The sequence below is a fragment of the Methylobacterium nigriterrae genome (assembly GCF_037106235.1).
Lineage (GTDB): Bacteria > Pseudomonadota > Alphaproteobacteria > Rhizobiales > Beijerinckiaceae > Methylobacterium > Methylobacterium nigriterrae.
The window spans coordinates 1-1,230 of record NZ_JBAWTG010000387.1 but is presented as its reverse complement, the minus strand read 5'-3'; the positions used below and the strand labels follow the sequence as shown (position 1 = coordinate 1,230).

The window sequence follows — 1,230 nt, the reverse complement described above, 5'->3', positions numbered from 1 at the left end:
CGGGGACTACGAAACCGGCGAGACAGCGTTGCGCGGCTCGATTGACCTTCCGCTCAACAACCGCAGCGGGCGGTCGCGCTCCATAACGCCCAATCCGCGAAGGGCAATGGGTGCACTATGCGATACGCGAATTGCGCGGCCTCACGCAGGATTTGTGACGTGGCCACGAGTGCGTTGGTCAATCCGTGTAGAAGCCTGCACCGATCAGCCCTGGCGTTCCATCTATTGTCGTCGCCTTGACGTAACTCCATTTCACGGATGGGTGCCTCTGCCCAGGCTTCGGAAACATATAATCAACCCAGCCCGACCCATTGTCCTGAACGATTTTTATTATATCTTCATGAAACAACTTACCATCTGCATCCCTCTCTCCCAGACGCGTCGTCCCTTCCCGCTTTGGAAATTCGACATTGAGTAGTATCTTTCCGTTCAGGTCGGAGGCGAACAGGTAAACATCATTGAAACGCCATTCACTGTCGCGTTTTCTGAATTCGGAAAAAGCTGCCTTTCCTCGGGTCTCCACCAATGCGGCAGCCTTGTTGACCATGACCTCTATCCGCGCAGCTTCCTCGGCCACTTTGTGAGATTGCGGCAGGCCGGCGGAATTTGCTGCCACCACCGTGAGAAGTGCGACGCAGGGCAGTATGCACCTGAGCATGTCACGGCCCCTGCACAGGTCCAGGACGCAGAAATGAGGCACACAGTTGGCCGACGCGCATTATCAAAGATCACGCAAGCTTGACCGCCTACGCCTGACGGGCTGAGCCAGCGCGTGCCCTTCATCGCGGCAGAACTCGGCGCCGACGCGGACTCGTTCGTGCTCCACATCTACGCGGCGCTCGCCGAGAAGGAGCGGCAGCTGATTTCAGCGCACACCAGGGCCGCCCTGCAGGCTGCGAAGGCGCGGGGCCGGCGTCTCGGCCGCAACGGCTCGGAGCGGCTGGCGCCGGCCTATAAGGCGGAGGCGATCGAGCGGACGCCTGCGCCGGTCGTGTCCGAACTGAAGACGGCCGGGCTGTCGGCGCGCGGCATGGCGGCCGAATTGAACCGGCGGGAGATCGCGCGCCAGCCGGTGGCCGGTGGCCGGTGGCACGCGCAGGCCGTCATCCGGGTGCTGGAGCGTCTCTGAACTGCTACTGCGGGCAGGAACGCGTCTGCTCGCCGCCGCTTTGCTCTCTGCAACGACGAGGGAGCGAAACGATGAGCCAAGGTGGCACGCCGCAGCCCGGC

General features: G+C 62.1%; 2 protein-coding genes. One reads left to right on the top strand and one right to left on the bottom strand.

Annotated features, from left to right (window positions below; genetic code table 11):
* Window positions 1–178 precede the first annotated feature (178 nt).
* Window positions 179–547, bottom strand: a complete 369-nt coding sequence (locus tag WDW90_RS37295) for a cache domain-containing protein (protein WP_336492752.1) — start codon at window positions 545–547, stop codon at window positions 179–181.
* A 225-nt stretch (window positions 548–772) separates the two neighbouring features.
* Between WDW90_RS37295 and WDW90_RS37290 the strand changes: the two genes are divergently transcribed.
* Entirely contained in the window at window positions 773–1,129 is a 357-nt protein-coding gene (locus WDW90_RS37290; RefSeq protein ID WP_336492751.1) for a recombinase family protein, read from the top strand.
* The last annotated feature ends 101 nt before the right edge of the window (window positions 1,130–1,230 follow it).

Bases quoted from the DNA above. Each gene is read 5' to 3' on its own strand.
- WDW90_RS37295 (WP_336492752.1), bottom strand. From the start codon at position 547: ATGGTCAACAAGGCTGCCGCATTGGTGGAGACCCGAGGAAAGGCAGCT.